The sequence below is a fragment of the Micromonospora sp. NBC_01740 genome (assembly GCF_035920365.1).
Classification (GTDB): Bacteria; Actinomycetota; Actinomycetes; order Mycobacteriales; family Micromonosporaceae; genus Micromonospora; species Micromonospora reichwaldensis.
Genome location: NZ_CP109150.1, coordinates 4,196,602 through 4,218,807 on the forward strand (window position 1 = coordinate 4,196,602; position 22,206 = coordinate 4,218,807).

Sequence of the window (22,206 nt, forward strand, 5' to 3'; positions counted from 1 at the left end):
GCTATCATGAGGGCTCCGTCGTCGACCGGGAGATGTCATGGCCGGCCTTCTCACCTGGGTCGTCAGGAATCTCGACGCGTTCATCGGGCTGCTCCTGGCACTGACCGTCGCGACCCTCGGGCTCAACAACGGCGTCAGCCAGGACGTGGTGAACAGCGCAATCCTGCTCGTGCTCGGCCTGCTCGCCCAGGCGCTGCTGCGCGACCGGCTGCGCCGGGAGACCGCCGAGCGCGAGGTGCGGCAGGTCATCCGGGACACCCGGGACCGGCTCGCGGAGCTGGTGCCGCAGATGGGCGAGATAACCGGTCCGGAGGGGGCGCTGAACCGGGCCCGGGAGGCGATCGACAGCATCTCCATGGTCCGCGTCCTGCACGGCAGCGAGGTCGGGCAGGCCCTGGCCGAGGCCCGTCGGCACACCGACCGGTGGAACTTCAAGGGCGGCACCGGCACCTACACCCGGGCGGTCACCCTGCCCGACTGCCTGGAGCACGCTCGTCGGCGTAACGCCACCCTGCACTTCGCCATCGAGATCATCGACCCGACCGACGAGGAGGTCTGCGAGCGGTACGCACGGTTCCGGCGCAGCCTCGCCCCCGACGAGCCAGGCGAGCGGTGGACCGTCGACCGCACCCGCAAGGAGTCCTACGCCACCGTGCTGGCCGCCTGTTGGCACCGGCAGCGCTCCGGGCTGCTCACCATCGACGTCCGGGTCTCCGCGCAGATGACCACCTTCCGCTACGACCTCTCCTCGAGCTGCGTCATCGTGACCCAGGAGAATCCGCAGACCCCGGCTCTGCGGATCGACCGCGGGGAGCTCTACTACAACCGCTACAACATCGAGTTGCAGTACAGCCGTGAACAGAGCCGGCGGGTGCCGATCGAGGCTGCCGGGCAGGTCAGGCTCGACGACGAGCCCTCCGTGGAGCAGGTTCGCCGCCTGTTCACCGCGCTCGGGCTGCCACTGCCCCGGTCCTTCGGCGACCGCGAGGTCGCCGACATCGTGGGCCGGGCCATCCAGGCGAGGAACCCGTACGCATGATGAGCTACGCCGACCTCGAACGTGAGATCGACCGGGGCACCCGGCCGGAGCTGCTCCGCGACTGGGTGTCGGGCGTCCTCGACGACGTCGCCGAGGGGCAGCGGCCGTTGCTGGCCGTACGGCACCCACTCGGCTTCACCTGCCTGCCGGTGAGCCGTACCGGCGCCGACGGGATCTGCGTGCACGCCTGGCCGGCCGAGCCGCCGACCGTCCAACCGACCACGTCCACCGTGCACTCGCACAGCTGGGACCTGCTCAGCCACGTGCTGCACGGTCGGGTCCGCAACGAGCTCATCGAGGTGACCGAGGCGTCCGCCGACCCCGCCTGGCGGGTGTACGAGGTGCACAGCCGGGGCGACGTCGACGAGTTGGCGGCCACCGACCGGCTGGTGACGGCGGCGACCGTCACCGTGGAGACGTACGGCGCAGGCAGCTCGTACGCGCTGCGCGCCGGCGGCTTCCACACCTCGGAGGTGGACCCGGGGCAGCCGGCGGTGACCGTGGTGCTCGGCCGGGCCGCGCCCGGCTTCTGCGACCTGAGCCTCGGCGCCGTGGGCGGACACCGCCACCGGATACGCCGGGACCGCTGCGACGCGGCGGAGACCGCTCGGATGGCGCGGCAGATCGCTCGACTGGTGGCACGGGGCTGAGGGGTGGAGGAACCATGGACGTGCAGCCGGGCAGACCCGGGCCGGACCTGCGTGAGGCACACCGGTTCGCGGTGGAAGCCGCGCAGGCCGCCGGGCGGCTGGTGCGCCGAGGCACCCGGGGCGAGTTGCACGCTCGGGCCAAGAGCGCGTCCGGTGACCTGGTCACCGACCTGGACCTGGCCGCCGAACGGCTGATCGTCGGCCGGATCCGGGCCCGCTGGCCGGAGCACGGCGTGATCGCCGAGGAGGGCGGGGAGTACGCCACCAACGACTCCTGGGCGTGGCTGGTGGACCCGCTCGACGGCACCAACAACGTGGCGATCGGGCTACCCGCGTACGTGGTCGGGATCGCACTCTGCGACCGGGGCTCGCCGGTGCTCGGGGTGGTGCACGACCCGGTCGCCGGCCGCACCTGGTCGGCCGTCCGTGGTCAGGGCGCCTTCGTGCACATCGACGGCCCGGCCGGGCAGCCGCTGCGCACGCGGCACCGGCCGGTGCCGCCGGCGCCGGTGCTGGCCTGGACCCAGGGATACGAGGTACGCCGGGACGACAGCACCGCCCGGGCCCTCAAGGTGGTGCTCGACTCCACCGCGCGGCGGGTGCTGCAACTGTGGGCGCCGCTGCTGTCCTGGGTGATGCTGGCCCGGGGCGACATCGACGGCATCGTCGGCTACCGTCCGGAGGCGGTCGACCTGCCGGCCGGGATGCTGCTGGCAGCGGAAGCCGGCATGGTGGTCCGGGCCCTCGACGGCGGCTGCTTCGACGACCGGTACGGGGGCCCCGCCGAGCGGCGCAGCTTCGTCGCCGGCCCGCCGGAGACGATCGACCGGCTGGTCAAGCTGGTGACCGCGGCACAGTGGATCGAGCCGAAGGTCCGCCACCTCACGCCGATCAGCCTGACCACCGTCGGTTGGTGAGGCCGGTCAGCCCGACGGGGTGACCAGCAGGGCGGCGACGCTGGCGGTGGTGGCCAGGGCGGCGAGGACGGCGCTGGTGGCCACGAACCGCCCCAGCGGGACCGCGACCCCGGCGGCCCGGCAACGCTCATACCAGATCAGCGTGGCCAGCGACGCCCACGGGGTGGCGAGCGGGCCGACGTTGGTGCCCACCAGCAGGGCCAACAGTTGAGTGTGGTGGTGCACGGCGATGACCGCCTCCCCGGCCACGTACGCGGGCAGGTTGTTGACCACGTTGGCGAAGAGGGCACCGACGGCGCCGGCCCGCAGCGCGCCCTCGGCCCCGGGGTCGTCGCCGATCAGCGCACCCATCACGGTGTCCAGCCCGAGCCGACCGATGGTCTGCACCACCAGGAACAGCCCGGTGACGAAGACCAGCAGCCGCCAGGGGACCAGATGGAGTCTCAGGCTGCCCCGGGCGCGGACCGCGAATCCGGCGACCAGGATCGCGGCGGCGACCCCGGCGGCGATTCCGATCTCGACCTCGGCGAGGATCCCGGTGACGAACAGCAGGCAGGCCACGAGCGCGGTGCGGTAGAGCACGGGGTCGGACGGCACGTGCGGCGGCGGTGGTACGAACGGGTCGGCGCCGGCCCGCGCCGGCCGCCAGTACCACCACCAGAGCAGCAGCATGGTGATCGCGATGGCGACCAGTTGCGGCCACCACATCCGGGCCGCCCACGGCAGTGGGGCCAGCCCGATCCGGTCGCTGGCCAGGATGTTGGTCAGGTTGGACACGGGTAGCAGCAGGCTCGCCGTGTTGGCCAGCCAGACCGTGGTCATCGCCAGCGGGACCGGCGGCACACCGAGCTTGCGGGCCAGAGCGATCATCACCGGGGTGAGCAGGACAGCGGTGGTGTCCAGGTTGAGCGCGATCGTGGTCACCGAGGCGAACCCGACGCAGAGCCAGAACAGCGCGCGGAAGTCGCCTCGCGCGGTGATCGCCATCCGGGCGGCGAGCGCGTCGAAGACCCCGGCCACCGCGGTCAGCTCGGCCAGCACCACCACGGCGCCGAGGAAGATCAGGATCGGCAGGATCCGGCGTACGGTGGCCTCGGCGTCCGCGCGGGGGAGGAGGCCGGTCAGGACGCAGAGGACGCCGCCTGCGAACAGGCCGATCGCGATCCAGTCCAGTACGTGCAGCCGACCCCAGGAGGATCGGTCCGGGGCGGCCGACGGCAACTCGCCGGTGGTGTCCACAAGGCACGATCCTCGCACACCGTCGCCCGCCGGGTTGCGACCGACTCGACCGCGCATGGTGGCGACGGGTTGACCCTGAGTGGTCATAATGGCGGGGTGGCTGTAGGCGCGCAACCGACCCGGTCCGACCGCCCCATCGACTTCTTCGTCAGCTACTCGCCCGCCGACGAGCGCTGGGCGACGTGGTTGGCGTGGGAGTTCGAGGCCGCCGGCTACCGCACGATGCTCCAGGCGTGGGACTTCGTGGCCGGCACCAACTTCATCGACTTCATGGACCGGGGGGTCCGGGAGGCTGCGGTCGTGGTGGCCGTCCTGTCCGAACGCTACCTGCACTCCACGTACGGCAAGCTCGAGTGGCAGGCGGCGCTGCGCGCCGATCCGGACGGCACCGGCAACAAACTGGTCACCGTCCGGGTGGAGGACTGCCCGATCGACGGCCTGCTCGCCACCATCACGTACGTCGACCTGGTCGGGGTCACCGACCCGGTGCAGGCGCGTTCCCGGGTGCTGGACCGGATCCGGGAGGCGCTCGACGGCCGCGCGAAGCCCGTCCGGCAACCCGCCTTCCCGCACCATCCGGCCGACCCGGCCGGGGTGCTCTCCGCGCCCGTGGCCGGCCCGCCCGCGCCCCGCCGGGCCCGCCGTACGCCGATCAACCCGCCACCGTTCCCCACCGCCCCGGCGACGGTGCCGACCGCGCGGACGGCGCTGACCGTGCTCCAGGTGACCGGCCCGCGGTTCGGTCGGGGCATGATCGAGCCGGGCGCCCCGGTCACCCCGGGGGAGCTCCAGGAACACCTGATGGGTGATCTGACCCTGCTGATGAACGACGAGGTCCCCCGACCCGACCTGTTGGTGGTGGCGGGCAACCTGACCGAGTCCGGCAGTCCCCGCGAGTTCTCCGACGCGCTGAGTTTCCTCACCGGGCTGCGGGTGCTGCTCGGGTTGGAGCCGCACCGCCTGGTCGTGGTGCCCGGCCCGCGCGACGTGACCATGGCCGCGAGCCGCGCGTACTTCGCCACCTGCGAGGCGGACGACGTCGACCCGCAGCCGCCGTACTGGCCGAAGTGGCGGCACTACGCGCGGCTCTTCGACGACCTCTACCAGGGTCTGGAGGACCGGCTCTTCGACAGCGAGCAACCGTGGACGCTGTTCCCGGTGCCGGACCTGCGGGTGGTGGTGGCCGGGTTGAACTCCACCGTCGCCGTCACCCACCGCGAGGAGGACCGCTACGGCTTCCTCGGCGAGGCCCAGTCCACCTGGTTCGCCCAGCGGCTGCGTCACTACCAGCAGTCCGGCTGGCTGCGGCTGGGCGCGATGGCGCACGTTCCCGGCCCGCGCACCCCGTACGCCGACGAGGTCGCGGTCCCGGACGGGGTGACGCTGCGCGACCGGGGATCGTTCAACCGCCTGCTCGGGCCGATGCTCAACCTCCTGCTCTCCGACGCCGTGCCGACCGGTGCCCAGGTCGACCCGGTGGTGCCGCTGGCCACCGCGACCCGCGACGGCCGGGCGCAGGTGCTCCGGCTCGCCGCCGACGGGATGACCCGCTGGGTGCTCGGCCGCGACGACCGGCGCGAGGTGGGCGAGTCGACGGCCGTGCGCTGGCCCCGGGCGGAGGCGACGTTCGGTGCTGTCGGGCCGGCCCAGATTCCGGACCCGCGGCAGCCCCCCTCCGCCGAGAGAGCCGTCGGGGACGCGCCGGCCAGCACGCCGGCCGTGCTCCCGGTGGCGCCGCTGGACCGGCTGCTCGACCGGCTGGCCGAGGTCTGCGAGGCGCGCCACGACCGGGTGCTGGTGCGTCGGGTGACGGTCGAGCCGCCGCACCTGTTCGTCACCTACCGCGCCGACGGGGTGGTCCGGCAGCAGCGGGTCGGGGCGTACGTCGGCACCCCGACCGCCACGGACCTCGACCACTTCGCCCGGCGGGTGCACGCCACCGACCCGGACATCGCGTCCGAGTTGGTCTACGACGGCGACCGGGTCCCGCGCGGACTGGCCGAGGAGGCACAGCGGCGCGGCGTACGGGTGCTGCACCTGACCGAGTTCCAGGGGCTGCTCGATCTGCGTGAGTACGTCGCCGCGCAGACCGCCCGGTTGCAGGCCGACCGGCTCTACCCGCCCGGCCAGTACGTGCCGCAGCGCTACCGCCACCTGGTCGGCGCCGACCAGCAGGTCCGCGAGGACGTGGTGGACCAGCTGCTCGAGTTCGCCGCCGCGCCGGACGGCCGGTTCGTGCTGGTGCTCGGCGACTTCGGCCGGGGCAAGACGTTCGCGTTGCGCGAGGTGGCCCGCCGGTTGCCGACGGCCGCCCCCGACCTGATCCCGATCCTGGTGGAGTTGCGTGCGCTGGACAAGGCGCACTCGGTCGACGGGCTGGTCGCGGCGCACCTGGCCAACCACGGCGAGCAGGTGATCGACCTGAAGGCGTTCCGCTACATGCTCCGGCAGGGGCGGATCGTCCTGCTCTTCGACGGCTTCGACGAGTTGGTGGCCCGGGTCACCTACGACCGGGCGGCGGACCACCTGGAGACGCTGCTCCAGGCGGCCGAGGGGAACGCCAAGATCATCGTTAGTAGTCGCACCCAGCACTTCAAGACCAACTCGCAGGTGCTCACCGCCCTCGGTGAGCGGGTGGGCATGCTGCCGCACCGGCGGGTACTGGCCGTCGAGGACTTCACCCCCGCGCAGATCGAGACCTTCCTGCGGCACCGCTACGGCGGGGACGAGCGGGCGGCCCGGGAGCGGATGGACCTGCTCGGCGGGGTACGGGACCTGCTCGGCCTCTCTCGTAACCCGCGCATGCTCGGCTTCATCGCCAACCTCGACGAGGGACGGCTGACCGCCGTGGCCGGTGCGGGCGGCACGTTCAGCGCCGCCGCGCTCTACCGGGAGATCCTGGAAGCCTGGCTGGACTTCGAGGAGCGGCGCACCCAGGGCGTGCCGGGTGTGCCGGTCAGCCTGCGCCGTCCCGAGCTGTGGCGCGCGGTGAGCCGGTTGGCCTTCCAGCTCTGGGAGAGCGGGGAGTCGTACCTGCGCCTGGCCGAGCTGGCCGAGGCCGCCGGGCAGTTGTCCGGGCTGGCAGAGTCCCAGCTCTCCGGATCGCAGGCGACGCACGCGGTGGGTGCGGGCAGTCTGCTGGTCCGCACCGACGACGGCCTGTTCGGCTTCATCCACACCTCCGTGATGGAGTGGCTGGTCGCCGCGGGGACCGCCGCCCAGCTCAATGAGGGCGAGGAGCCGTCGGCCCTGGCGGCGCGCCCGCTGTCGACGCTGGCCGTGGAGTTCCTCGGCGACCTCGCCGACCCGGCCCGCTGCACCGCCTGGACGTCCCGGGTGCTGGGCGACGAGGCAGCCGGCGAGACGGTTCGGGCCAACGCGTTGCGGCTCAGCGCCCGGCTGCGGCTGCCCGACCGGGCCGACCTCCGTGGCGCGGTGCTGCGCGGTGAGGACCTGTCCCACCGGGAGTTGGCCGAGGCGGACCTGACCGGCGCGGACCTGACCGACACCCGCCTGGTCGCCACCAACCTGACCGGGGCCCGGCTGACCCACGCCCGGTTGCGCGGCGCCCGCCTGGACCAGGCTCGCCTCACCGGGGCCGACCTGAGCGGGGCCGATCTGGCCGGAGCCCGACTGTTCCGGGCCGACCTGCGTGACGTGCGGGTGGCCGGCAGCAGTTGGCACCGGGCCGCGCTGATCGACGTGAGTGCCCACCCGGCGCTGCTGCGCGCGCCGGAGCTGCGCGGCGCCGTGGTCGCCCCGGGCCGTCCGGTGACACCGGGCCTGGCCCCGTCCGCCGTGGGCGTCTCGTACGGCTTCGAGGTGGGCCGGCTGCCGTTGCCGGCGGCGTACAGCCCGGACGGCACGGTGCTCGCCGTGGGCAGCGACGACGGAGGGGTGCTGATCTGCGACACCACCACCGGCCTTCCGGTGCGGACCCTGCAGGGCCACCGGGGCCGGGTGTACGCGGTCCGATTCGACGCCGCCTCGCACCACCTGGTCACCGGCTCGGCCGACCTCAGCGTACGACTGTGGGACGCGGACCACGGCGACGTGCGGCACGTGATCGAGGACGTCTTCGCCGGCTGGGTGTGGCCGCTGCTCACCGACGGCGCCCGGGGCCGGCTGGTGGTGGGCGACGCGGCCGGTGTGGTCCGGCTCTACGACACCCGGACCGCCCGGCTGCTCCAGGAATGGCCCGGGCACGCCGCGCCCGTCTGGGGCACCTCGTTCAGCCCGGACGGGCGGCGGGTCGTGGTCGTGGACAGTTCCGGCGCGGTCCGTGGCTGGGACATCGCGTCGGGCGACCTCGCCTTCGAGGTGCGGGAGCCGGAGGTGGTCTACCGGGTGGTGCACACCCCGGACGGTCGGTCGCTGGTCGCCGTCGGACAGCACGGCCGGGTGTGGATCCGCCGGGCCGCCGACGGGGAGCTGCTGCGCCAGCCGCGCGGCCACGAGGCCGACGTCTACGCCCTCGACGTGCACCCCGACGGCGGGCTGATGGCAACCGGCGACACGCATGGCGCGCTGCGGCTGTGGGAGGTGGAGACCGGCCGCCCGGTCCGGGTGCTGGACCGGCAGCGTGGCGCCATCTACAGCGTCCGGTTCAACGCCGACGGCACCATGCTCGCCACGGCCGCCAGCGACGGCGCGATCCAGCTCTGGACCACCGCCGAGGGCCAGCTCCGGCACGAGCTGAGCCGGCACCGTGGCTCGGTCTGGCCGGTGGTGTGGCGGCCGGACCAGGCCCAGGTGGCGACCAGCAGCAACGACGGCACCACCCGCCTCTGGGACACGCGGACGGGGCAGCTTCAGCACACCCTGCGTGGGCACGGGCGGCGGGTCACCTCGCTGTCCTTCCGCGACGACGGCGAGGTGCTGGCCGCCTGCGGCAACGACGGTGTGGTGCGGCTGTGGGAGCCACGCACCGGGCGGCTGGTCCGGCAGTTCGCCAGCCCGGCCGACCGGCTGCTCTCCGCCGTGTTCTGTCCGGGTGAGCCGCTGGTCGCCGCACCGAGCGGGGACGGCGGCGTGCACCTGTGGAACACCGACACCGGAATCGACGAACGCGAGCTGAACGTGGACACCGACCATGTCTGGGCGGCCGCGTTCAGCCCGGACGGCGATGCGCTGGCCACCGCCAACGACGATGACACGGTCCGACTGTGGTACCGACGTACCGGCCGGCACTTCGCCACCCTCGCCCCGCACCGGGGCCGGGTCCGGGCGGTGGCGTTCAGCCCGGACGGCGAGACCATCGCCACCGGCTGCGACGACCACCTCGTCCGGCTCTGGGACGCGGCCACCGCGACCTGTCGCCACACGTTGGAGCTGCACACCGACCGTGTGTACGCGGTGTGCTTCAACAGCGAGGGGACGCTGCTCGCCAGCGCCAGCAACGACGGCACCGCCGTGGTGTGGGACGCGCTGACCGGCGAACGGCGCGTGGTGCTCACCGAGCACACCGGCCGGCTCTGGTCCTGTGCGTTCAGCCCGAACGGCGCGCTGCTCGCCACCGCCGGGGACGACCTGATCATCCGGCTGTGGGATCCGGGCACCGGTCGGCTGCACGGCACCCTGGCCGCGCACACCCGGCGGGTCTGGTCGGTGGCGTTCAGCCCGGACAGCAGCATGCTGGCCAGCGCCGGTGACGACGGCACCGTCCGGCTCTGGGACGTCGTGGACCCGGAGCACGCTCAGCTGCGCGCCACCCTGATCGGCCTGCCGGACGGCTGGGCTGCGGTCAGCCCGGACGGGCGCTACAAGCTGGACGGTGATCCGGGCGGTCAGTTCTGGCACGTCATCGGCACCTGCCGGTTCGAGGTGGGCGAGCTGGACCCCTACCTGACGCAGGTGCGTCGACTCCCGGTGGACGCCCCGTTCTGACCGGTCGGCCCCGTCGATGTGCCCGCTCGGGTCGTCGTCGGCCGGCCGGTGCGGCGTCGACGTCATCCACCAAGCCCCGCCCGACCGGCTGCTGCCGTCGTGTCGATCGAGCGGGGCTCGGCGGATGCGATGACGGTCAGCGCGGCATGAGGTGGCGGGTGAAGAACCGGACCGCGCTGTCCAGCTCATGCTCCGGGAGCCGGTCGCCGTGGCGGCCCGGGTTGGCGTGCAAGGTCTTCTCGGCCGAGCCGAACGCGTCGAACAGAGCCAGGCTCTGCTCGCGGGGCACCCGCTCGTCGTCCCACTGGACCAGGAACTCGATCGGCACGGTGATCTGTGCGGCGGCTACGGCGGAAGCCGGGGCCGCGGCGCCGCCCAGGCCCAGCACCGCCGCGCGGACCCGGGGCTCAGCGGCCACGAACGGCACGCCGAGCCCGCATCCCAGCGACACTCCCCAGTAGCCGACGGCTTCCGACCCGAGGTGGTCCAGGACGGCCCGCCACTCCGGTACGGTCTGCTCGGCGACGAGGGCCTGGAACTCGGCGAGCAGCGGGGCCAGCTCGTCGCCGGAGTCGACGCGGGCTTGGATCTCGGTGGCGATGTCCTGGTAACGGTCGTCGGTCGGCCGGTCGCCGTGGTTCGGAACGTCCACGCAGACGGCCGTGAATCCGCTGGTCACGAAGCGGTGGGCGCGGTGCAGGATGCCGGGGGCGGTCTTGTGCTGGCCGCCGCCGTGGCCGAGGAGGATCAGCGGGCGAGGGGCGGTGGTGTCGTCGTCCTGGGTCCACCTGACAGCGGGGACGCCACCGACGGTGAAGAACTCTTCGTGGATGTGCATCGGGAACGCGGGCCTTTCGGGTGCCTTTGCGGGCGCTCCCTAGACCATGCGGGGCAGGGAGTCCCGACCTGTCACAGCGTTGATCGGACTCACCTCCTCGGTCGGCAACCATGCACGGCAGGGTCGACCGTACACGAGCTGTCGCCGAGCCGGAGTGGAGTGCTCCCCTGAAGCGGCATCACCCCCGGTCATCGCCCGATGCGGCACCGGCGACGGGCACGCCCGGGGAGTGTCACCGCCGGGCGGACCAGTAGGATTCTCTGCTTATGACCTCTGTTGAATCTGAAGCGCCGACGCGGGCGCCTGTTTCTCGCGTGCAGCTTGTCATCGGCATCGTCCGGCGAGGCGACGAGATCCTGCTGGTGCGGGAGAGCCTCGGCGCGAATGGCGAGATGCTCTGGTCGCTCCCCGGCGGCGGCGTCCAGGACGGCGAGGTCTTCCACGAGGCGCTGCGGCGGGAGATGCAGGAGGAGACCGGCCTGGTGGTCGGCGACCCGGTCGCCACCGCGTTCGTGATGCACATCGACTCCGAGCGGTACCCGTCGGCACTCGCGATCGCGTTCGAGATCAACGACTGGGAGGGCGAGACCCTGCCGGAGGACGACGAGATCGCCGAGGCGGCGTTCTTCCCGCTGCCGGAGGCCCTCAAGCTGATCGGGCAGCTCGAGAGCGACAACCAGCGGGAGCCGATCCTCGGTTACCTGACCGGTGAGGTGCCGGCCGGCACCACCTGGATCTGGCGCAACCGGGACGACCGGGAGGTCCTGCTCGGGCGCTGGTGACCCTCAGTGCGCGCAATCCTCCACGACGTCGGGCCGGTCACGCCGGACGAGCGTCTCCGGGTGGAAGGCGGCCAGGAAGTCTCCGATCGGGCCCGACAGCCGCATCGTCGCGCGTGCAGCGGCGTCGGCGTGGCTGTCGGCCACCGCGACCCCGACCGCCGCAGAGGCCAGCAGGCACCGGTCGTTGCGCCCGTCGCCGAACGCGATGACCCGCTTCAGGTCGGCCTCACCGGCCTGCTCGGCCAGCAACGCCGTCACCGCGGCGGTCTTGCAGGTCCCCGCAGGCCGCAGCAGCTTCGCCGCGGTGCCGGCGAACGGGATCGCCTCGACCGCCCCGCCCAACAGCCCCTCGGGCAGCGGCACACGATCCAGCACCAGCACCGAGCCGACCTGCGCCCTCCCGCCGAGCTGCGGGTCGACCTCGATGGACGATCGGGGCAGCCGGTGTGCCATCGCGAACCACGTGGACGCCCGCCGGGACGTCGCGACATAGCGGTGATCCAGCTCCGCGACCAGCTCGGTGAAACCCGCGGCGAGCAGCGCTGGCACCACCTCGCGGGGCAGCGCGCGGCGATATGCCGCCCGGGCGGTGGCGCGGTCGTACTCGACGTTGCCGTTGTCGAGCAGCAGGCGCGGCCCGAACAGTTCGAGGAGGTGCTCGGGTAGACCGAGCGCCTCGAACAGCACCGTCGATCGTCCCGTCACCAGCAGGAGTGCCAGACCGCGGTCGCGCAGCCGGGCGAGCCCTTCGATCGTGCCGGGCAACGGCACACCGCGCTCGTCGACCAGCGTGCCGTCCAGGTCGAACGCGGCGAAGGCGAGGTCAGGCACGCAGCGTTCCGAGCGCCTCGCGGATGGAGCTGGACAGATTCACCAGCGTGTTGCGGGTGCCGAGCTCGGCGACCAGGATCGGCAACCGCATGAGTGCCTCGAACGTCCGCCCCGCCAGGGTGCCGATCTCGTCGCGGTCGCGGGTGCGGGCATGCAGCCAGTCCTCGACGAACACGTCGTCGTCCGGAGTCATCAGCTGCTCGGTGAGCACTTCGCGCGCCTGGTCCGGATCGACCCGACGCACGCTGAGCACTGCGGAGTCCTTCGTCACGCGGGGCAGCACGATGGCGGTCAGCCGCACGGAGGGGACCAGGGGGGTGCCGGTGCGCGCACGCCACTCGACGGGCAGCAGGTTCAGCTTGGAGTCTCCGCAGAAGCTCTGCCAGTCGCTGGTGACGAAGTCCGGCTGCCGGCGGGCCAGCTGCCAGCTGGTCGCGTCCTTCAGGCCCAGCGCGTGCATGGTGCCGCCGTTGATGCGGATCGGCACCGGCATGCCGCAGGCCGTCACCTGCTCCCCGTCCGCGCGGACCATGACCCGGTCGTTGGCGACGAAGGCGCAGCCGGAGGCAGCGGCCAGGGCCAGGGCGGTGGTGGACTTGCCGGCACCGGAGCGGCCGATCACCACCACGTTGCCCTCGGGGGTGGCCGCGCAGGACGCGTGCAGCCCGGCCCAGCCGTCGCTCTCGCCCCGCCGGTAGCCGAACTCGCGCAGGTGCCGGGCCAGCGCCAGGTGGGCGTAGGGGCGCGCGGTCGTGACGAACACCAGGCCCCGCGGGGACTGCACGACGAGGTTGGTGCCGTCGATCTCGTCGGGCTCCGAGACCACGGCGCAGGTCCCGTCGGCCAGCTCGTAGCGGATCCCGGGTGCGGCCACGTGCAGATGTACGGCTTGGCGCCGGACCGCCTGCGCCGCGTAGTGCTCGACCAGCCGGGCGAAACACGCGTCGGAGACGGCGAGGTTCACGGCGGTCAGCGCACAGGGCGAGAAGTCGTCGGGCAGGTGCTCCCAGATGTCGTTCGCCGGGGTGAACAGGTCGTGCAGGTACGTGATGGCTCGCGGGTCGGCGCTGCTCACCGCGATCCGGGTCTGGCCCAGCCGGACGGTCCCGGCGCGTACGCCGAGCCGTGCCGCCAGCGCGTGCGGATCGGCCAGCTCGGCCGGATCGGTGTCGAGGAGGGTTGCTTCGCTCTGGATCATCGGGTCCCCGTCGGTCGCAGGACGGCCCGCCAGACTGAGCGCTGGCCGGGGTCGGCATCGTGGAGGTATTCGAACGGGCCGTCGACGAACTGGAATCCGGCGCCACGGCAGAGCGCGGCGATCCGCTCCGGCGGCAGCAGCGTCATCACCTGTCCGTTGGGGAGCCGGTGCCGGTCGTCGGCGAGCGGGGTGAGCCGGTGGTCCAGATGCGCCGCGCTGAACAGGTTCAGCGACACCACGCCGGCGGTGGCGACGACCCGACCCAGCTCGCCGATGGCCGCGGAGACCTGTTCCGGCCGGGGCAGGTTGTGCAGGACCCCGTGACACACCACGACCGCGGCCCGCGCGTTGGCCACCGGCAGCGCAGCGACGTCCGCCTGGCAGAAGGCGGCGCCGGGGGCGACGCCCTGTGCGCGCAGCACCATCTCGGCGTGCAGGTCGAGTCCGACGACCCGGTAGCCTCGTTCGGCCAGCAGCGGCAGGTTCCGCCCACCACCGCAGCCGACGTCGAGCGCCACCGCGCCGGGGCCGCCCTGCGGCACGATGTCGGCCAGGTATCCCGGCGGCGAGGCCGTGGCGAACGCCGTCACCACGTCCGGCCGGTTCCAGTAGTCACCCGTCGCGCGCATGGCGCTTCACCGTGCACTCGTCGATCAGGTAGCCCTGGTCCCACGGCATCGCGCGGAACGTGGTGAGGCCCGCGGCTTCGAAGCCGGCCGCGACGGCGTCGGGCTGCTCGGTGAGAGCGAAGAAGAGCGGCCCGACGGAGGACAGGCTGAGCACGGCGGCCTGTTCCGACTCGAACAGCTGCCGCACCTGCTCCGCGTACTGCAGCAGGCGGGGGTGCGAGAAGGCGCAGTTGCGGATGCTGCCCATCTCGAACCGGTAGTCGAAGACGAGCTGCCCGAGGGTGCGCGGAGTGCCGGTGACCAGGTCGGGCCAGCACTCGTGCAGCAACCGGTAGGCGATCTGCGGCGCGTAGCGGCGGCCGGTCTCCAGGAACCCGTCGAAGTTCTCCGCCTCGGCGCGAAGGCTCTCCGAGGCGTCCCAGCTGCGCAGGTCCGGTGGTACGGCGAGCACGATCGTGTGCCCGGCCGGCGCGGGGGCGGCCAGCAGCGCGACGGCGTTTCCGGAGACCACCTGGATCGCGCCGGGTACCAGACCGGCGGCGGCCGAGCCGCCGATGCACTGGACCGGCATGATCTCGTCGTCGTTGCCGTCGATCTCCTCGCCGTGGTTGTCGACCAGCAGCCGCATCAGCGTCCGGTGGTCCAGCGGCCGACCGCACAGTTCGTTGATCGCCGCGGCCACGGCCGAGAGGACGGCGCTGCTGCTGCCGAGACCGACGTGCGGAGGCAGCGGGTGCGAGCGGATCGTGATCCGCATTCCGCCGGTGAGGCCCAGGACCTGGCGCATCAGCAGCGCGGCGTGGCGCCCCAGGACCGGCCGGGCACTGTCGGCGGCGATCTCGACGCCGTCGCCGGACGCCGTGGCCTGGACCTCGACGCTCGTGAAGAGGTCGGTGACGAAGACCAGCTCACCGGCGGGGTAGGAGCCGGCGCCGGGCAGCACCTTGCTCGGGTCCAGTGCCATCGCGTTGAGCCGGTTCGGGTAGCGCAGGCGCACCCGGCCCTCGATTCCGGCGGCGGGTGGCACGGACGGGACTGCGCCGCGCACCGAACCCACCCGTACGGGGGCGAAGCCCGCCACACTACCGGTCGCGGTCATCGGCGCTTCCTCTCCGCTCTCGGGGCAACGGCAGCGTCACCGCGGCCTTGGAGGTGGTGATCTCGATGAGGTGGTCGAGGGCCTCGACGGTGTAGCCGCCGCTGCCCAGCGAGCCTTCGGCCCGGATCGCCATGTTGGCCCGGGCCACCTGGCGGTGGGGGTAGCGGAAGCGCAGGATGCGCTTGAGCAGCGCGGCATACTCCGCGCGCACCCGGGGCGACTCGAGCAGGCAGCGCAGCAGCGGCGAGTTGCCGCTGCGGTACGCCAGGAGCGTGTCGTCGCACACCGCCCGGTGGGTGGGCGGCAGGTAGAGCACGTTCTCCACGAGATAGTCGTCGTGCCACGCGCCGAGCTGCCCCGGTTCGCTCGGCGCGAGCAGAAGCACGTCGAGGACGAGCAGTGGCATCTGGGCGCCGCCGGGACCCATGTAGGCCTTCCCGCCGATGTCCATCGTCGGGAAGTAGGGCCGGAGCCGGTGCGAGAAGTAGTCGGGGGTGATCGTCCGCTGGACCGTACGCAGGTTCTTGCGCAGGACCTCGACCCCGTCGTGCACCTGGCCGAGTGCGGCGAGGAGCACGTCCTCGTCGAGGTCGGCGCGGTCGCGGCAGGCGGCCAGGTCGTCGACGGCCAGGTTCAGCGCCTGGGTCGCGGCGACGACCGAGTCGATGAACACGTGCTCTTCGTCGCTGAGCAGGAAGCCGCGGCGGCGGGGGCCGACCGGGTTGCGCGTGGTGTAGCTGTACACGGTGTCGCGGGGGACCTCGTCGGCGACGGCGGCCAGGCGTAGGAGTGTCGGCTCGATGCCGTGCAGGTCGGCGTCGGGATCGTGCCGGACGAGTGAGGCGGCGAGGAAGCCCAGGTCTCGCAGGGCGGCTCGGGCCGTGTGGACGTCAGCCGTATCGAAGTCGGCAATGAGGTCGGCCAGCGCGTCGACCATCCACGCCGTGTCGGCGCGCTCGTTGGCGGCGGGCAGTTCGGCGAGGACGTCGTCGGCGCGCAGCGGGTCCATCGCGGCCACGGCGAGGTCGTCGGCGTTCTGGTCGGCGCCGATGAAGGAAGTGGTCATGCCGCGACCCCGACCGCGGTGGCCAGGACCGTCTCGGTTCCGCCGTCCGTGCTCCGTACCGCCGCGTGCGCCCGGATCAGGTCGGCGCCGTGATCGGCGACGGCGACGACGTCGTCGACACGCAGCCGTTCCGGTTCGGAGACGTCGAAGACGGGCAGGAGGCGGGCCATTCGCTGGCCCACACCGGTGTCGACCGTCATCCGGGTCCGCCGTCCGGCAGGCAACGACGCGGTGGTCACGACAAGCTCGCCGGCGTTCCCGGACACGTCGGGTACACAGCGGCCGACCAGGCCCGACCGGGCGACCAGCGCGTCCGCCGCCGACGCGGCGACCAGGTCGGACAACCGCCAGGCGTCCGCCGATCGGGCGCCCACCACGACCGTGCACTCGATGTCGAAGAAGCGGTTCGGGAACCGCTGGTACTCCTGCCGTAGCAGGTGTGTCCGCCGGGGCAGCAGCGGATCGCCGCTGACCCGGAGCATGTCCAACCGGGCCGGGCGGTCGTCGTCGGCGAGTTCGACGGTGCACTCGAACGACGTGTCGATGGAGAACGAGTACTCGTCGCTGTGGGCGCGCCGCCGGAAGCCACGCGCGCTCTTTCCGAGCTTCACCACGACGCGGTCCCGGAAACACTGGATCTCGTCGGTGAACTCGCCCTCGCCGAACTTGTACTCCAGCGACCGGAACTCGCCCGTGCTCTCCAGGTTCATCAGCACCCGCTCGCCCGGGTCACCGGTGCCGACGCAGAAGTGCACGCCCCCGACCAGGGACAGCTTCTGCTGCGACCGGTCGAGCACTTCGACGTAGTAGTCGGCGGTCCGCACGCCGAACAGCTCGTTGCCGAACGGGTCGGCGAGATCCGGGGCGTACACGTGCGCCTGGCGACCCGTCGCGGTCTCGCCCCATTCCCGCACCTGGAGGGGTTCGCCGGTGGTGGAGCGGTGCAGGAAGGTGTGGAAGGAGTACCCGGGCTCGTCCGGATCGCGGCGGCCCGGCGGATGCACGATGTAGTGCCGGAAGCAGTCGGTGTCGGCGGCGATGTCACGCAACTGCTCCGGCACACCGGCGTCGGCCTTCCCGCGCCCGGGCCTGGCACGTGCGGCCCTGGCCTGCGCGACCGCCTCGGACAAGCCGGTGGCGAAACGGGCGATCTGCTCGTCGGTGAGGCTGTGTCCCGCGTAGAAGTGGTGGTAGCTGCGGCGTCCGCCCTGTGGCGCCGGCGCGCTGACCGCGAGGAGCCGGTAGCGCTCGGTGAATTCCTTCGGCAGCAGCCCGTCCGGTGTGGAGAAGCCGGCCACGACGACAGGTGAGGCGGGTGCCGGCCGGATCTCCGCCTCCGGGTCGGCGGCCCGGATCGCGTCGGCGATCAGGTCCCGGCGACGCAGGCACTCCTGGATCGCCGCGGTGAAACCGGCGTGGCCGAGGCCGAAGACGGTGGCCCACAGGGCGGCGGCCGCGGCGCCGGGGCGGGACCCGGTCAGGGTCGAGTCGACGATCCCGGTGACCGGGCTCGCCTCGGTGACGTGCCCCAGCAGGCCCTTGCGTACGAGCAGCACCCCGCACGAGTACGGCAGCAGCCCCGACTTGTGCGGGTCCAGGGCCATCGCGTGCACGCCGACGTTGCGGAAGTCGAAGGCCAGCGCGGGATCGCTGAACGGGAAGATGAAGCCGCCGTGGGCCGCGTCGACGTAGCAGAAGAACCGCACCTGGTCGGCGAGCTGCACCGCGCGGCGCCGCAGCAGCGCGGCCAGCTGATCGACCGGGTCGCACAGGCCGCTGTTGTAGTAGCCGGCCGTCAGCGCCACGATGATGCCGGTCGCGCCGGCGGCGACCGCCGCCTCGACGGCCTGCGCCAGCTGCTCCGGCTCGATGACCCAGCTCGGGCCGGGTGCGATCGTGCGCAGGTCGAGGCCGAGGACCTCGGCGGCCTTCGTGACGGAGTGGTGGGCGAACTCGCTGGTGATGAGGGTGACCCGCGACGCCGCGTCGGCCCGGACGGCATTGCGCCCGATGCGCAGTCCCTGGAGCACCGCCTCGGTCGCGCCCGAGGTGATGTGGCCGTCGGCCGAGTCGGCGTGCAGCAGGCCGGCGAGGCCCAGCAGAGCTTCTCGTTCGAGCCGCCGGGTGCCGGCGCGCCCGGCGCCGAAGGGGGTGTGTACTCCGACGTTGTTGCTGTTGAGCGCCAGGAACCGGGTCCAGGCGGAGAGGGCCACCTCGTGCGGGGCCGACATGGCGAAGCCGAGCCGGGTCACCGTGGGATCGTCCCAACCGGTCGTCTCCGCGTACGCGCGGTCGAGGCCGGCGGTCAGCTCGCTCGGGCTCAGCCCGGCGGCCGGGAACGTGTCGCTGACCGTCCAGCCGTTCTCCAGGTCACCCACCGGTACCGTCCTTGCCGTGCCGGGCGGCCGGCGTTCGGCCGAGCCGGACCTGCAGTCGCTGGGGTGTCAGCGGGTGCCGCGGCTGTTCTCCCGCCAGCACGCGCAGGATGTCGTCGGCGACGATGTCGGCGACCGCGATGTTGGCGTCCCTGGTTCGTCCCGCGATGTGCGGCAGGTGGACCACGTTGTGCCTGCCGATCAGGGGATCGCCCTCCGGCAGCGGTTCGACGTCGTACACGTCCGCGGCCCAGGCCAGTTCGTCGGCGAGCACCCGCTCCCGCAGCGCCGCGGCATCGATCGCGGCCGCCCGGGTGATGGTCACGACGAGCGCGCCCCGCCGCAGGGCGAAGACGTGGTCGCGGTCGACCACGCCGGTGACGCTGGGGGTGTCCGGTGCCGCGACGACGAGGATCTCGGAGTCCCGCACCAGCCGGCCGAGGTCCACCGACTCCGCCGAGACCTCGGCGAAGCGCTCCGGGGAGCGGTACGGGTCGTACGCCAGCACGGTCGCGCCGAGCATGGCGCACCAGCTGGCGATGCGCCCGCCGATCTCGCCGACCCCGATGATGCCGACGGTCTTGCCCGCCACGGTGCCGTTGGCGAAGCGCGGATCGTCGCAGAACTGCACGTACGGGTAGTCCCAGGGGCGGAAGCCGGTGATGACCTCGTGGTGCCACTGCGGGATGCGACGCAGCCCGCACAGGATCAGGCTCAGTCCGCACTCGGCGACCGACTGGCCCCAGCCGGGAGTTCCCTCGACGAACGGGATGCCCGCGTCCCACAACGCGTCCATGGCCTCGATCCCGCAGGTGTCGGTTTCGCTGGCCACCACCTTCAGCCGGGTCGCGGCGGCGATCATGTCGTGGGTGAGGTCGCCGCCGAACAGGGCGACGGCGTCGATGTCGGCCCAGTCGGCGGCGGCCAGATCGCTTTCGCGTACGTCGAGGTAGCGGATGTCGCAGGTCGGGGACAGGCGTTCTTCCAGCCGCTCGCGCAGGAACGCCCAGAATTCCGAGAGCAGACCGTCGTCGGTCAGCAGCACGACGGGTCGGCGGGAGGTGAGGTCGTTCATGCCCTGGCTCAAGATTCCTCGCTGTCACGTGTGCCGCGATGGCCCTGCTCGATGGTCCGGAACCACAGGCTGCTGCCGGGGGCGACGATCGCGTCGACCGCCTGACGGGCCTGTGCGTCGACGGTGGTCTCCGTCGCCCTGAGCGCGAGCGTGAGTTGGTCGAGGGTCCGGGGACCGATGATGGTGCTGGTCACGTCGCTGCTGCCGGACAGCCACGAGTGGGCGAACTCGGGCAGCGACTGCTCGTGCTCGGCGGCGAGCTCCAGCAGCGCGGCCAGGGCCCGCTGGACCGGCTCCCAGACCGTGCCGCGCGGTGACCACCATTCGGTGAAGCGGGCGTCGGCGGGCGGTTCCCCGAGGAACCGTTCGCTGAGGTAACCCATCGCCAGCGGGCTGTAGGCGACGAAGCCGACGCCGTACTCGCGGCAGATGGGGAGGATGTCCCGCTCCACCTCGCGTTCGAGCAGGTTGTAGGGCGACTGCTCGGCGATCGGGCCGGGCGCGCCGAGCGAGCCGCGTGCCAGCACGGCCATCTCGACCAGACGCCAGGTCGGCACCACGCCGAGACCGGGCTGCTCGGCCATCTCCTCCGGGCTCGGCATCGTGGACGTGCCGATGTAGCGGATCTTCCCCTCCCGCACGAGGTCCGCCAGGGCGCCGAGGGTCTCCTCGACGGGCGTCCGTAGGTCGTGCCGGTGCAGGTGGAAGATGTCGATGTGGTCGACGCCCAGGCGGCGCAGGGACCGCTCGCACTCACGCTTGACGGCGTACGCGGAGTTGCCCCAGTCGTTGGGCCCCGGTCCGACCTCGTTGTAGCACTTGGTGGCGATCAGGACGTCGTCGCGGCGGTGACGGATGGCCTTGCCGAGGATCTGTTCGCTGCGGCCGTCCTGGTAGGCGTTGGCGGTGTCGACGAGGTTGACGCCGGCGTCGAGAGCCGTGTGGATGATCTCCTCTGCCGCGGCCTCGTCGGTCGGGCCGCCGAAGTTGAAGGTACCCAGAGTGACCGTGGATACACGCAAACCACTGCGGCCCAGTTGATGGAACTCCATCCACGCCCCCTGCTGTCTCCACCGAACCCAGCGGCCATTGTGCCGCTGACGGTTATAGTGATCAAGATCGGAGCGAGAGTCCACTAATCAGCTGAACGATCGCCGGGCAGCAGTTGAGCGCTGGTCAACCTCCTTGCCGGCCCGGGCCCCACGCCAGCGCCCCACCCAGCAGCGGAACGCGCCCCGTCGGCGGCGACGCCCTTGCCCGCGTCCGGCCGACAGGCAGGTGGAACGCTTCCTGGAGACCGTTAAGCTTTGCCGCCCGTCCAGGGGCGAGCTTCACGCAGAGTGATCTCGTGGCCACTGCGGACGGATGTCGAGTCAGCGCCGTGCAATGCCGGGGCACCGTCGAGAAGGAGGCCGAATGGCCGAGTTGTCAGCCGAATCGGAGTTGTTGCTCCTGCTCAGCAGGCAGCAGGTGACGGACACGCAGATGGCTCGTGTGCGCACGATCATCAGTCAGGACGAGCCGCGCCTGGACTGGGGGCATTTCGCCGTCCAGGCCGCCAGGCACCGCGTCGCCCCCCTCGTGGGCTGGCATCTCTGGCGCCTGTTGACCACCGAGAGGGTCGCGGGCATCGACTCTCCCGTCGTGCTGCTCCTGTACTCCGCCTACCGGGACACGCAACGTGCCAACGAGCTCATGCTGGCTGAGGTCCAGGCGATCAGCGACGCCGCGGCGGACCAGGGCATCACGGTGCTCATGCGCAAGGGCGGCCATCTGGCCTTCGCGGTCTACCAGGAGCCCGGGACGCGACCGATGGGTGACCTGGACGTCCTCGTCACCAGGGAGGAGGCGCCCACCCTGGTCAAGGCGCTCGAGGGACTCGGTTATGTGGAAGGCAACCCGACACGCGTCGACATCGTCCCGCTGAGCAAGCGGGAGCGGGCCTTCTGGCGTCTGTACGGCAGCGACCTGCCCAAGATGAACAAGTTCGGCGAGTTCCACCGGCCGATCGTCAGCATCGACATCAACGTCTCGCTGGCGCTGCCCGGCAAGGGTTACGACGTTCCGGTCGGTGCCGTCCTGGCGCACGCCGGCCGCCACCGGTACGGGGACGCCTCGTTCCTCGTGCCGTCCCCCGAGGACGCGGTCATCGACCTCGCCGCCCACATCTACAAGACCTCGACGACCCTCAGGTTCATGAACCGCGGCAAGCACCGGCAGCTGCTCAAGTACGTCGACATCGCCGAGGTCGTACGCCGTGCCGGCCCGGACCTCTCGTGGGACCTGTTGCTCGAGCGGGTGGACGAGTACGCGGTGGCCGGCCCCGTCTTCTACGGGCTCGCGCACCTGCGGATGCTCTTCCCGGACGCCGTCCCCGCGGACGCCCTGACCGCGCTGCGGCAACGGTGCCCGGAGCCGGAGCGCCTGCTCAACGAGTACGGCCAGTGGGACCTGCCGGAGCCGCGCGCCTGGCAGCAGGACTTCCTCACCCGGTTCTTCGACCCGGACGCCGACCGCGACCTGCCCGCCTCGAAGTCACTCGTGTGACGACAGGAGGCGCTTGGGCGATGCCGCCCGAGCGC

General features: G+C 72.2%; 16 protein-coding genes. 6 read left to right on the plus strand and 10 right to left on the minus strand.

The window, feature by feature from the left end; all coding sequences use genetic code 11:
- Positions 1 to 37 precede the first annotated feature (37 nt).
- The 3 genes from OG989_RS19395 to OG989_RS19405 are packed head-to-tail and all read left to right on the plus strand — an operon-like array spanning position 38 to position 2,606.
- Positions 38 to 1,039, plus strand: a complete 1,002-nt coding sequence (locus OG989_RS19395; RefSeq protein WP_151455292.1) for a hypothetical protein — start codon at positions 38 to 40, stop codon at positions 1,037 to 1,039.
- Positions 1,036 to 1,689 (plus strand): hypothetical protein, encoded by a 654-nt coding sequence (locus OG989_RS19400; RefSeq protein WP_151455293.1) that lies wholly within the window; start codon positions 1,036 to 1,038, stop codon positions 1,687 to 1,689. The genes OG989_RS19395 and OG989_RS19400 overlap by 4 nt, the downstream gene beginning before the upstream one ends.
- Positions 1,690 to 1,703: 14 nt before the next feature.
- Complete coding sequence (locus OG989_RS19405) at positions 1,704 to 2,606, plus strand: inositol monophosphatase family protein (RefSeq protein ID WP_151455294.1); 903 nt, start codon at positions 1,704 to 1,706, stop codon at positions 2,604 to 2,606.
- 6 nt (positions 2,607 to 2,612) lie between these two features.
- Here OG989_RS19405 and OG989_RS19410 read toward each other — a convergent pair whose 3' ends face one another.
- Positions 2,613 to 3,845, minus strand: a complete 1,233-nt coding sequence (locus OG989_RS19410) for an SLC13 family permease (protein ID WP_151455295.1) — start codon at positions 3,843 to 3,845, stop codon at positions 2,613 to 2,615.
- Positions 3,846 to 3,941: 96 nt separating this feature from the next.
- Between OG989_RS19410 and OG989_RS19415 the strand changes: the two genes are divergently transcribed.
- Positions 3,942 to 9,731, plus strand: a complete 5,790-nt coding sequence (locus OG989_RS19415; protein ID WP_327027924.1) for a TIR domain-containing protein — start codon at positions 3,942 to 3,944, stop codon at positions 9,729 to 9,731.
- A gap of 136 nt (positions 9,732 to 9,867) precedes the next feature.
- Here OG989_RS19415 and OG989_RS19420 read toward each other — a convergent pair whose 3' ends face one another.
- Complete coding sequence (locus OG989_RS19420; RefSeq protein WP_327027925.1) at positions 9,868 to 10,569, minus strand: alpha/beta hydrolase family protein; 702 nt, start codon at positions 10,567 to 10,569, stop codon at positions 9,868 to 9,870.
- 314 nt (positions 10,570 to 10,883) lie between these two features.
- On the opposite strand from OG989_RS19420, the gene OG989_RS19425 reads away from it, so the two are divergent.
- Entirely contained in the window at positions 10,884 to 11,351 is a 468-nt protein-coding gene (locus OG989_RS19425; RefSeq protein ID WP_225851927.1) for an NUDIX hydrolase, read from the plus strand.
- A 3-nt stretch (positions 11,352 to 11,354) separates the two neighbouring features.
- Here the strand turns inward: OG989_RS19425 and OG989_RS19430 are convergent, their stop codons facing one another.
- The 8 genes from OG989_RS19430 to OG989_RS19465 are packed head-to-tail and all read right to left on the minus strand — an operon-like array spanning position 11,355 to position 20,676.
- Positions 11,355 to 12,182: an HAD hydrolase family protein gene (locus OG989_RS19430; RefSeq protein ID WP_327027926.1), complete on the minus strand. Its 828-nt coding sequence runs from the start codon at positions 12,180 to 12,182 to the stop codon at positions 11,355 to 11,357.
- On the minus strand, positions 12,175 to 13,380 hold the full coding sequence (locus OG989_RS19435; RefSeq protein ID WP_327027928.1) for a hypothetical protein: 1,206 nt from the start codon (positions 13,378 to 13,380) through the stop codon (positions 12,175 to 12,177). The genes OG989_RS19430 and OG989_RS19435 overlap by 8 nt, the downstream gene beginning before the upstream one ends.
- Positions 13,377 to 14,009: a class I SAM-dependent methyltransferase gene (locus tag OG989_RS19440; protein ID WP_327027930.1), complete on the minus strand. Its 633-nt coding sequence runs from the start codon at positions 14,007 to 14,009 to the stop codon at positions 13,377 to 13,379. Before OG989_RS19440 ends, OG989_RS19435 begins: the two co-directional genes overlap by 4 nt.
- The gene (locus tag OG989_RS19445) at positions 13,993 to 15,108 is read right to left on the minus strand and encodes a GHMP family kinase ATP-binding protein (protein WP_327027932.1); all 1,116 of its coding nucleotides are present in this window, start codon (positions 15,106 to 15,108) and stop codon (positions 13,993 to 13,995) included. The genes OG989_RS19440 and OG989_RS19445 overlap by 17 nt, the downstream gene beginning before the upstream one ends.
- Positions 15,092 to 16,174, minus strand: coding sequence for a monodechloroaminopyrrolnitrin synthase PrnB family protein (locus OG989_RS19450; protein WP_327027934.1), 1,083 nt, complete (start codon positions 16,172 to 16,174; stop codon positions 15,092 to 15,094). The genes OG989_RS19445 and OG989_RS19450 overlap by 17 nt, the downstream gene beginning before the upstream one ends.
- The gene (locus OG989_RS19455; RefSeq protein WP_327027935.1) at positions 16,171 to 18,552 is read right to left on the minus strand and encodes a pyridoxal phosphate-dependent decarboxylase family protein; all 2,382 of its coding nucleotides are present in this window, start codon (positions 18,550 to 18,552) and stop codon (positions 16,171 to 16,173) included. Before OG989_RS19455 ends, OG989_RS19450 begins: the two co-directional genes overlap by 4 nt.
- Positions 18,545 to 19,636: an NAD(P)-dependent oxidoreductase gene (locus OG989_RS19460; protein ID WP_327027937.1), complete on the minus strand. Its 1,092-nt coding sequence runs from the start codon at positions 19,634 to 19,636 to the stop codon at positions 18,545 to 18,547. The genes OG989_RS19455 and OG989_RS19460 overlap by 8 nt, the downstream gene beginning before the upstream one ends.
- Positions 19,633 to 20,676, minus strand: coding sequence for an aldo/keto reductase (locus OG989_RS19465; protein ID WP_327027939.1), 1,044 nt, complete (start codon positions 20,674 to 20,676; stop codon positions 19,633 to 19,635). The genes OG989_RS19460 and OG989_RS19465 overlap by 4 nt, the downstream gene beginning before the upstream one ends.
- A 364-nt stretch (positions 20,677 to 21,040) precedes the next feature.
- On the opposite strand from OG989_RS19465, the gene OG989_RS19470 reads away from it, so the two are divergent.
- Positions 21,041 to 22,171, plus strand: a complete 1,131-nt coding sequence (locus OG989_RS19470) for a nucleotidyltransferase domain-containing protein (RefSeq protein WP_327027941.1) — start codon at positions 21,041 to 21,043, stop codon at positions 22,169 to 22,171.
- The last annotated feature ends 35 nt before the right edge of the window (positions 22,172 to 22,206 follow it).

What these genes read in the sequence shown, in the direction of transcription:
- OG989_RS19450 (WP_327027934.1), bottom strand. Translation starts at nt 16,174, where the DNA reads ATGACCACTTCCTTCATCGGCGCCGACCAGAACGCCGACGACCTCGCC.
- OG989_RS19395 (WP_151455292.1), top strand. Translation starts at nt 38, where the DNA reads ATGGCCGGCCTTCTCACCTGGGTCGTCAGGAATCTCGACGCGTTCATC.
- OG989_RS19420 (WP_327027925.1), bottom strand. Translation starts at nt 10,569, where the DNA reads ATGCACATCCACGAAGAGTTCTTCACCGTCGGTGGCGTCCCCGCTGTC.
- OG989_RS19440 (WP_327027930.1), bottom strand. Translation starts at nt 14,009, where the DNA reads ATGCGCGCGACGGGTGACTACTGGAACCGGCCGGACGTGGTGACGGCG.
- OG989_RS19405 (WP_151455294.1), top strand. Translation starts at nt 1,704, where the DNA reads ATGGACGTGCAGCCGGGCAGACCCGGGCCGGACCTGCGTGAGGCACAC.
- OG989_RS19470 (WP_327027941.1), top strand. Translation starts at nt 21,041, where the DNA reads ATGGCCGAGTTGTCAGCCGAATCGGAGTTGTTGCTCCTGCTCAGCAGG.
- OG989_RS19445 (WP_327027932.1), bottom strand. Translation starts at nt 15,108, where the DNA reads ATGACCGCGACCGGTAGTGTGGCGGGCTTCGCCCCCGTACGGGTGGGT.
- OG989_RS19400 (WP_151455293.1), top strand. Translation starts at nt 1,036, where the DNA reads ATGATGAGCTACGCCGACCTCGAACGTGAGATCGACCGGGGCACCCGG.
- OG989_RS19435 (WP_327027928.1), bottom strand. Translation starts at nt 13,380, where the DNA reads ATGATCCAGAGCGAAGCAACCCTCCTCGACACCGATCCGGCCGAGCTG.
- OG989_RS19465 (WP_327027939.1), bottom strand. Translation starts at nt 20,676, where the DNA reads ATGGAGTTCCATCAACTGGGCCGCAGTGGTTTGCGTGTATCCACGGTC.